Genomic DNA, 9467 nt, shown 5'->3' with positions numbered 1-9467 from the left:
ATGACACGTGTGTCTGGTAATAAAGACAAAGTTGATGTTTTTCGAGGGCGCGTTGCAATTTACGTTGGGAGATAAATAGTTTTTGTCGAATACGTAGCCAGAGTAATAGCAGAACAAGACTCCCCAAAAATACCGGCGGGCAACGCAAAAATAAGATGATTATAAAAATGGGTTATAAGACGTTGATATGAAGTCGCAACAATGGCTGCAATTGGGCGTTTTGTCGAATAAACTGTCGCATATAAATAGCCATTTCTTGTACGGTTAAATCCTTCAAATGAATCAGCGGAGAAAACGTTGCTGCCGAGGCCTCTTTGCTTAACGAGAAAAGGTTTTCGTCACCGTATCATACACACCCCATTGCAATGTCGGGTCATCAGACATCACTTCACTCCAGAAGAGAGGGTTGATAACCGCCACATAATTTCCCCGCTGCATATAGGTCATTTTATAGCCAGAGAAAAAAGGCGTATCGCGGTAATAATAGATAGAAACGTTAGGTTCACGCTTATAATCGGCCGGTGCAATCGTATAGCCGTTTACAGGCGCTATCAGCGATGAGCATAAAAAATGGTTATCACGGGCATAGATCAATTCATTAATATAAAGATAGCCACGAATAATATTCAACATTCGCTTTTGATGGGCTGGAGTGCAAACTTGCCCCTGATAGCGTTCAGCTGCATCGCTCACTAAATCTGCCTGGCGAATGACCAGCTCGGATTTATCCAGTGCCAGTTGAGCAAAGGTTCGGAGCTGATTATTCACTTCTGATTTTGCCCAAAGGAAGGCAATCCATAGCGAAAGAATGATGGGAAAGAGAACTAAAAAGATAATGCCCGGCAACGCCAGTAATTGGTGTCGTGCACGATGACTCATTGCTATCAATTTCCTGCCTGTTTATACCCGGCCATTGCAAGGTGAAAACCCTGGGTACCGACGTCTTTAGATAAATCTTACGGTATAAATAGCACTTTTGCCTGATTTGAAATTGATACCTTTCTAATCGTCACCTGGATGAAAATAATTCATTGATATTCAAAATTAATTTCCTACAGGATGCAGAGGCGGCGGGAAGATATGCCCTTAATGCCACTGAAAAACCACATAATCTGTACAGCAATAAAAGTCACGGCCTAATATGGCTAACAAACAATCAATTGTGATATAGTTCACAAAATTAATGAAACAAACAGAGTGTTTCATTTTTGTGTTCTGCAAGCCCCGCGATAGCCAGAGTGTACCACGCCTCCCGTGAACAACGCCGCGCTGTCCAGGGCATCGGCTCTTTTCAGAGGAATTGTTTGATGGCTACCCTCACCACTGGCGTGGTTCTTCTTCGCTGGCAACTTCTTAGTGCCGTAATGATGTTTCTGGCCAGCACACTCAACATCCGTTTTCGTCGGTCTGATTATGTCGGGCTTGCGGTGATCAGCAGCGGTCTGGGCGTTGTTTCCGCCTGTTGGTTCGCAATGGGGTTGCTTGGCATCACAATGGCGGACATCACCGCTATCTGGCACAACATCGAGTCGGTGATGATAGAAGAGATGAATCAGACACCGCCACAATGGCCAATGATTTTGACCTGATACGTAGAAGCCTCCATAACGGAGGCTTCTTTTTTATGGCTGGCAGATGCTTTAATCATCCACCTTAAAACAATATAACCTATTGTTTTAATGACAAATCAGAACGGAATGTCATCATCAAAGTCCATCGGCGGCTCGTTAGACGGCGCTGCCGGAGCGGACTGCTGCGGGCGAGACTGCGCGCCGCCGCTGAACTGATTGCCACCCTGCGGCTGCTGAGGCTGACCCCAACCGCCCTGCGGCTGACCACCACCGATATTGCCACCTGCCGGAGCGCCACCACCCTGACGACCACCCAGCATCTGCATGGTGCCGCCAACGTTCACCACGACTTCTGTGGTGTAGCGATCTGACCGGATTGATCGGTCCATTTACGGGTACGCAGCTGACCTTCGATATAAACCTGAGAACCTTTACGCAGATATTCGCTCGCCACTTCTGCCAGTTTGCCGAACAGCACAACGCGGTGCCATTCAGTCTGTTCTTTCATCTCGCCGGTCGCTTTATCACGCCAGGATTCGGAAGTAGCCAGCGTAATGTTGGCAACTGCGCCACCATTTGGCATGTAGCGTACTTCCGGGTCCTGACCCAGATTACCAACGAGAATAACCTTGTTTACGCCTCTGCTGGCCATGTTCGTGTCTCCTGAAAAAAATCGTTCTGAATAAGTGTAAACGCGCGATTGTACCATTACCAATAGCGCTTTTACTATGTTGTGACCTCGGTTCCGGGAAACAAACCTGGCCAGACATTGTTACACAACACTCCGGGTAATGCATTCCAATACTGTATATTCATTCAGGTCAATTTGTGTCATAATTAACCGTTTGTGATCGCCGGTAGCACCATGCCACCGGGCAAAAAAGCGTTTAATCCGGGAAAGGTGAATGGATAAGATCGAAGTTCGGGGCGCCCGCACCCATAATCTCAAAAACATCAACCTCGTTATCCCCCGCGACAAGCTCATTGTCGTGACCGGGCTTTCGGGTTCTGGCAAATCCTCGCTCGCTTTCGACACCTTATATGCCGAAGGGCAGCGCCGTTACGTTGAATCCCTTTCCGCCTACGCGCGGCAGTTTCTGTCACTGATGGAAAAGCCGGACGTCGATCATATTGAGGGGCTTTCTCCTGCCATCTCAATTGAGCAGAAATCGACGTCTCATAACCCGCGTTCTACGGTGGGGACAATCACCGAAATCCACGACTATTTGCGTTTGTTATTCGCCCGCGTTGGCGAGCCGCGCTGTCCGGACCACGACGTCCCGCTGGCGGCGCAAACCGTCAGCCAGATGGTGGATAACGTGCTGTCGCAGCCGGAAGGCAAGCGTCTGATGCTACTCGCGCCAATCATTAAAGAGCGCAAAGGCGAACACACCAAAACGCTGGAGAACCTGGCAAGCCAGGGCTACATCCGTGCTCGTATTGATGGCGAAGTCTGCGATCTTTCCGATCCGCCAAAACTGGAACTGCAAAAGAAACATACCATTGAAGTGGTGGTTGATCGCTTCAAGGTGCGTGACGATCTTACCCAACGTCTTGCCGAGTCATTTGAAACCGCGCTGGAGCTTTCCGGTGGTACCGCGGTAGTGGCGGATATGGACGACCCGAAAGCGGAAGAGCTGCTGTTCTCCGCCAACTTCGCCTGCCCAATTTGCGGCTACAGTATGCGTGAACTGGAGCCGCGACTGTTTTCGTTTAACAACCCGGCGGGGCCTGCCCGACCTGCGACGGCCTTGGCGTACAGCAATATTTCGATCCTGATCGAGTGATCCAGAATCCGGAACTGTCGCTGGCTGGTGGTGCGATCCGTGGCTGGGATCGCCGCAACTTCTATTATTTCCAGATGCTGAAATCGCTGGCAGATCACTATAAGTTCGACGTCGAAGCGCCGTGGGGCAGCCTGAGCGCGAACGTGCATAAAGTGGTGTTGTTACGGTTCTGGCAAAGAAAACATTGAATTCAAATACATGAACGATCGTGGCGATACCTCCATTCGTCGTCATCCGTTCGAAGGCGTGCTGCATAATATGGAGCGCCGCTATAAAGAGACGGAATCCAGCGCGGTACGCGAAGAATTAGCCAAGTTTATCAGTAATCGTCCGTGCGCCAGCTGCGAAGGGACGCGTCTGCGTCGGGAAGCGCGCCACGTGTATGTCGAGAATACGCCGCTGCCTGCTATCTCCGACATGAGCATTGGTCATGCGATGGAATTCTTCAACAATCTCAAACTCGCAGGTCAGCGGGCGAAGATTGCAGAAAAAATCCTTAAAGAGATCGGCGATCGTCTGAAATTCCTCGTTAACGTCGGCTGAATTACCTGACGCTTTCCGCTCGGCAGAAACGCTTTCTGGCGGTGAAGCACAGCGTATCCGTCTGGCGAGCCAGATTGGTGCGGGCCTGGTTGGCGTTATGTACGTGCTGGACGAGCCGTCTATCGGCCTGCACCAGCGTGATAACGAGCGCCTGTTGGGTACGCTTATCCATCTGCGCGATCTCGGTAATACCGTGATTGTGGTGGAGCACGACGAAGACGCAATTCGCGCCGCTGACCATGTGATCGACATTGGCCCGGGCGCAGGTGTTCACGGCGGTGAAGTGGTCGCAGAAGGTCCGCTGGAAGCGATTATGGCGGTGCCGGAGTCGTTGACCGGGCAGTACATGAGCGGCAAACGCAAGATTGAAGTGCCGAAGAAACGCGTTCCGGCGAATCCGGAAAAAGTGCTGAAGCTGACAGGCGCACGCGGCAACAACCTGAAGGACGTGACGCTGACGCTGCCGGTGGGTCTGTTTACCTGCATCACCGGGGTTTCAGGTTCCGGTAAATCGACGCTGATTAACGACACACTGTTCCCGATTGCCCAACGCCAGTTGAATGGGGCGACCATCGCCGAACAGCACCGTATCGCGATATTCAGGGGCTGGAGCATTTCGATAAAGTGATCGATATCGACCAAAGCCCAATTGGTCGTACTCCACGTTCTAACCCGGCGACCTATACCGGCGTGTTTACGCCTGTGCGCGAACTGTTTGCGGGCGTACCGGAATCCCGTGCGCGCGGCTATACGCCGGGGACGTTTCAGCTTTAACGTTCGTGGCGGACGCTGCGAGGCCTGTCAGGGCGATGGCGTGATCAAAGTGGAGATGCACTTCCTGCCGGATATCTACGTGCCGTGCGACCAGTGCAAAGGTAAACGCTATAACCGTGAAACGCTGGAGATTAAGTACAAAGGCAAAACCATCCACGAAGTGCTGGATATGACCATCGAAGAGGCGCGTGAGTTCTTTGATGCCGTACCTGCACTGGCGCGTAAGCTGCAAACGTTGATGGACGTTGGCCTGACGTACATTCGACTGGGGCAGTCCGCAACCACCCTTTCAGGCGGTGAAGCCCAGCGCGTGAAGCTGGCGCGTGAACTGTCAAAACGCGGCACCGGGCAGACGCTGTATATTCTCGACGAGCCGACCACCGGTCTGCACTTCGCCGATATTCAGCAACTGCTCGACGTACTGCATAAACTGCGCGATCAGGGCAACACCATTGTGGTGATTGAGCACAATCTCGACGTGATCAAAACCGCTGACTGGATTGTCGACCTGGGACCAGAAGGCGGCAGTGGTGGCGGCGAGATCCTCGTCTCCGGTACGCCAGAAACCGTCGCGGAGTGCGGAAGCATCACACACGGCACGCTTCCTTAAGCCGATGCTGTAATCGTTAAGGCCGCTTTCTGAGCGGCCTTTTCCTTTCAGAGTTGCACCAGCAATTTACGTTTTTCTTCCGGCAGTAAATTCACCGCCTGCTGATAAGACGCATCCACCAGATAATAGATTTGCGAATCTGGCAGCGAACCGTCGAGATACACGGTGCTCCAGTGCGCTTTATTCAGATGGCGGCTTGGACGCACATCGCTGTGCTGCTGACGTAGCAGCTCCGCCAGCTCCGGGCTGGTTTTCAGCGAAACAGCTGGGCGATTTTCTACTTCTTTCACCATCGCAAACAGTACATCTTCCACTTTGATCTGCGTCGCTTTCCAGTCATTATGCACGCTCTGTTCTGCGCCTGGTTTTGCCATGCAATATTGTAGCAACTCCGAAATGGTCATTTTTTACTCCCCTTGTAGTGTCGCGATGATGCGACGCGATCCGCCGTGGATGCGATGTTCCCCCAGCCAAATGCCTTGCCAGGTGCCGGTCTGAATACGCCTTTATGCACCGGCAATACAAGCGATGTTCCCAGCATTGAGGATTTGATATGAGAAGGCATATCGTCTGCTCCCTCATAGTCATGCTCATAATTTCCGTTGTCGGGAACGGTGCGGAGGAAAAAACGCTCCATGTCGTGGCGTACGGTGGGATCGCAGTTCTCATTAAGTGTCAGAGAGGCGGAGGTATGTTGCAGCAACAGATGCAGTAAGCGATGTTAACGCGCGGCATATCAGCCAGCTGATTCAGAATTTCATCCGTTACCAGATGAAACCCACGAGATTTGGCGCTAAGCGTGAGCGTCTTTGATACCACATGTGCTGCTCCTTGATAAAACTCTCTTAATCAGTTTGCAGCAAGACAGCGAAAGGATAAAGGTGTGATTAAAAAAAACAGCATTCGGGAGAGCATCACGCTCTCCCGCTCTGTCAGTATTCTGAATTGACGATCACCTCTTCACCAAACGCACCCGCTTGTGGCAAGGGTTTGTAGGTAGAGTTGGAGGCGCGCAGAATGCGGATACACGAGCGCCGACATCGCGTGCGGCGGTAATATCATTATCAGAATCGCCATAAAAAATTCGGATATTTTTATCCTGCAGCCATTGCGATTTTGTATTTTGCCCTGGTTTATCGCCCGCAAAGATCACCGGATTCATGTTGGTGGCAGGAATATGAAAATTATCCGCCAGCGTTTTTGAAACCGTTTCTGTTTTCGTCGGGCTACGACCAGTCACAAAGAAGATCGCGTCACCGCGGCGTACATGCATATCAATCAGCTGGCGAGCGACCTCTTTTGGAATGCTGAATTCATCCCAGCCATTGTTCATTTTTTCCCAGAACACAGGATTTTTCAGATAATCTTCGCTTTCTGGCGAGAAGGTTTTTTTGCCGCGCCAGAAGCCCGGACTGGAAAAAGTACCGTGTCATCGATATCAAACCCCACCGCCATTGGCGGACGCCCTGCGAGGCTATTTTCAATTTGTGCGACCGAAACCCAATGAATGGGTGCCTGTTCAGCAAGCCTGGCAACGTTAGTCCCAGGGTTAAGCGGTGAAGGAGATGAGGCCAGGGCAACAGCGGAACTGTTTAGAGCGAACAATAAGCAAACGGCACTGATTGCCTGTGTGATCTTGCGCATATTTTTCCCTAAATAGTCAGTATGTTGAAACTTTTTATTGTGAGATTGTTGCAAAACCATCTGACCATACGCCAGCTGCCGGGGAAAGGAAGGATTATCTGCGGTTTTTGTGATGAAAAGCAGGATGATTATATTTAACCCAGTAAATACGTTCCTGTCTTTTTTTGTATAAAAAATGTTTATTACTCGATGTAAGGATACATTAATTTTACGTTTATTATGATGAATCCTCGGCAAATGAGCGAAATTTGATAGAACATTTATCTGCTGTACGATTTAATGAACTTAATGATACAGCATTACAAAAACAATCGAGTTTATAAAGATGATTTCTGATTGACCAGCCCCCCTACCCTACAATGGTGATTAATTTTATTACTCGCGATGGAGATGATGATATGAATATATCATATGTGAATAGCAACAAAACGACATCTTTACCTGTTGAGCTAGATGCACTAAATAATAAAGATATCTCTTATGCCAAAGATTTCTTTTTATACATAGAAACACAGTTAAAAATTGCAAAAGATTTTTTAGACCTGGAGAAGAAGTATCAAGTTCTATTGCAAGTAAAGTTTTTCACGCATTTATTGATTTAGTTAACAAAATCAGGGGTAAGAAAGACTTTATGTATATTTGCACGCTTTGCTGTTTTGCCGAGGAGGTTAAAGGTGATTATTCTCATTACAGGACCTTTTATTTGATATTGTAATCAATATAAGGTTAAACTTACACAAAGCGGAAAAAAGAGTTTCTCTTTAACATTAGAATTTAACGATACTATAATTGAATCTCAGAAAGTCACAGGCAATAAGGCAAAGCATATTCTTGAGGATATAGAAATATTCTATCGTAACAAACCCGATACTTATTATTAATTTAATAATGGTTAGATGTGCAGAAATTATTACTCCACCCAAAAAAACAGGATAAGGAATTCCAGATAATTGGGATAAGCTTAACAATAAAAGAACTAACAACGTTTATTATCTCTCACGTAGAACGATGGCATCAAAAAATCATCTATAAAGAAAGAGTGAAAGCGACGACAGTTTAATTTCACTGCAGGCTGGGTAGCTCCAGCCTGCTTTCCTGCATTACATCACCGCAGCAAACGCCTTTGCCACACGTTGTACATTTGCCGTATTTAACCCGGCGACACACATGCGACCGCTGGCGATGAGATAGACACCAAATTCTTCACGTAGTCGGTCAACCTGAGCGGCACTTAAACCGGTATAACTGAACATGCCGCGCTGATTAAGCAGATAATCGAAATTGCGTTCTGGCATCTCTGTGCTTAATACCTTCACCAATTCCTGACGCATTGCCAGAATGCGAGTACGCATCTCTTCTACTTCCGCCAGCCAGCTGGCTTTCAATGCCTCGTCATTCAGCACTGCAGCCACCACCTGCGCACCAAAATTCGGCGGGCTGGAGTAGTTGCGGCGAACTGTTGCTTTCAATTGCCCCAGTACGCGGCCAGCGGCTTCGGCTCTTCACACATAACAGAAAGTCCGCCGACGCGCTCGCCGTAAAGGGAGAAAATTTTCGAGAACGAATTGCTCACCAGAGCGGGTAATCCAGCGCTGGCAATGGCGCGAATAGCGTAGGCATCCTCTTCCATACCGGCACCAAATCCTTGATAGGCAATATCGAGGAATGGAATAAGCTCGCGGGCTTTGAGAATTTCAATCACCGCATCCCACTGATCATTAGTGAGATCGGCACCCGTTGGGTTGTGGCAACATGGATGCAGCAACACAATACTGCGGGCAGGTAATGTTTTCAGCGTCGCCAACAGGTCATTAAAGCGCACGCCGTTAGTCGCTTCGTCATACCAGGGTAAGTACTCACTTCGAATCCAGCCCCGGCGAATATTGCTACGTGGTTTTCCCAGGTAGGATCGCTGACCCAGACGCCTGATTCCGGGAAGTAGCGTTTCAGGAAATCCGCGCCCACTTCAATGCCCCGGAGCCGCCAAGGGTTTGAAATGGTTGCTACGCGCTGTTGTTTCAGTACCGGATGGTCCGCACCAAACAGCAGCGGCGCAATGGCATGGCGATAGCAGTTAAGCCCTTCCATCGGTAAATAAAGCGAAGCGCCATGAGGCTGCGCATTCAGGCGCGCTTCCGCCTCCGCCACGGCTTGCAGTTGTGGAATAATTCCGTCTTCGTTGTAGTACAGACCGATACTTAAATTCACTTTGTCGCTGCGAGGGTCTTCTTTAAAACGCTCCATAAGCGTAAGAATCGGGTCGCCAGCGTAGGCGTCAACTTTTTGAAACACGCGATGGTTCTCCAGGTTTACGGGCAGGTGGTTAAAACACAATAAACCGGAAGAAGGCGAAGATCGAGTGGATGTTCAGGAGCGAACGGCAATTAGCAACAGAGTGAGACTCATGACAAACGTACATCCGCCAGAGGCACGACCTTTATAAGAGCATGAAAGAACATCAACTTATTGAATTTTTAGGATTTTATTGGCCGGATAAGGCATTCACGCCGCATCCGGCACAGACAATCAAATATTACA

7 protein-coding genes and 3 pseudogenes are annotated in these 9467 nt (G+C 49.2%); 2 read left to right on the top strand and 8 right to left on the bottom strand.

Going from position 1 to position 9467, the window contains the following annotated elements:
* Positions 1-318 precede the first annotated feature (318 nt).
* The gene (locus QWY90_RS17290) at positions 319-879 is read right to left on the bottom strand and encodes a CSS-motif domain-containing protein (protein ID WP_500683667.1); all 561 of its coding nucleotides are present in this window, start codon (positions 877-879) and stop codon (positions 319-321) included.
* Between the two features lie 428 nt (positions 880-1307).
* On the opposite strand from QWY90_RS17290, the gene QWY90_RS17285 reads away from it, so the two are divergent.
* Positions 1308-1589 carry a YjcB family protein gene (locus QWY90_RS17285; protein ID WP_001295689.1) on the top strand — a complete coding sequence of 94 codons (282 nt, stop codon included), beginning with the start codon at positions 1308-1310 and terminating at the stop codon, positions 1587-1589.
* A gap of 98 nt (positions 1590-1687) precedes the next feature.
* On the opposite strand, the pseudogene ssb1 reads toward QWY90_RS17285, so the two are convergent.
* Positions 1688-2223 (bottom strand): annotated as a pseudogene (gene ssb1 / locus QWY90_RS17280) (single-stranded DNA-binding protein SSB1).
* A gap of 253 nt (positions 2224-2476) precedes the next feature.
* Here ssb1 and uvrA point away from each other — a divergent pair.
* Positions 2477-5285, top strand: a pseudogene (gene uvrA / locus QWY90_RS17275) (excinuclease ABC subunit UvrA).
* Positions 5286-5332: 47 nt separating this feature from the next.
* On the opposite strand, the gene QWY90_RS17270 reads toward uvrA, so the two are convergent.
* The 6 genes and pseudogenes from QWY90_RS17270 to QWY90_RS17245 all read right to left on the bottom strand — a co-directional run bounded on the left by QWY90_RS17270 (position 5333) and on the right by QWY90_RS17245 (position 9173).
* Positions 5333-5689 carry an MmcQ/YjbR family DNA-binding protein gene (locus tag QWY90_RS17270; RefSeq protein WP_000155657.1) on the bottom strand — a complete coding sequence of 119 codons (357 nt, stop codon included), beginning with the start codon at positions 5687-5689 and terminating at the stop codon, positions 5333-5335.
* Positions 5686-5988: a secondary thiamine-phosphate synthase enzyme YjbQ gene (locus QWY90_RS17265; RefSeq protein WP_336622148.1), complete on the bottom strand. Its 303-nt coding sequence runs from the start codon at positions 5986-5988 to the stop codon at positions 5686-5688. The genes QWY90_RS17270 and QWY90_RS17265 overlap by 4 nt, the downstream gene beginning before the upstream one ends.
* A gap of 249 nt (positions 5989-6237) precedes the next feature.
* Entirely contained in the window at positions 6238-6645 is a 408-nt protein-coding gene (locus QWY90_RS17260) for an HAD family acid phosphatase (RefSeq protein WP_290284008.1), read from the bottom strand.
* Positions 6642-7166 (bottom strand): HAD family acid phosphatase, encoded by a 525-nt coding sequence (locus QWY90_RS17255; RefSeq protein ID WP_290284002.1) that lies wholly within the window; start codon positions 7164-7166, stop codon positions 6642-6644. Before QWY90_RS17255 ends, QWY90_RS17260 begins: the two co-directional genes overlap by 4 nt.
* 863 nt (positions 7167-8029) lie before the next feature.
* Complete coding sequence (locus QWY90_RS17250; RefSeq protein WP_500683666.1) at positions 8030-8398, bottom strand: aminotransferase class I/II-fold pyridoxal phosphate-dependent enzyme; 369 nt, start codon at positions 8396-8398, stop codon at positions 8030-8032.
* Positions 8395-9173 (bottom strand): annotated as a pseudogene (locus tag QWY90_RS17245) (aminotransferase class I/II-fold pyridoxal phosphate-dependent enzyme). Before QWY90_RS17245 ends, QWY90_RS17250 begins: the two are co-directional and overlap by 4 nt.
* Between the last annotated feature and the right edge of the window lie 294 nt (positions 9174-9467).

It is taken from the genome of Flavobacterium paronense (genome assembly GCF_030409795.1).
GTDB classification, from domain to species: Bacteria; Bacteroidota; Bacteroidia; order Flavobacteriales; family Flavobacteriaceae; genus Flavobacterium; species Flavobacterium paronense.
The sequence above is the reverse complement of the archived record's forward strand: the minus strand, read 5'-3'. Positions and strand labels throughout refer to the sequence as shown.

Excerpts from the sequence above, each read along its gene's own strand:
- QWY90_RS17290 (WP_500683667.1), bottom strand. The coding sequence starts at position 879 with ATGAGTCATCGTGCACGACACCAATTACTGGCGTTGCCGGGCATTATC.
- QWY90_RS17285 (WP_001295689.1), top strand. The coding sequence starts at position 1,308 with ATGGCTACCCTCACCACTGGCGTGGTTCTTCTTCGCTGGCAACTTCTT.
- QWY90_RS17270 (WP_000155657.1), bottom strand. The coding sequence starts at position 5,689 with ATGACCATTTCGGAGTTGCTACAATATTGCATGGCAAAACCAGGCGCA.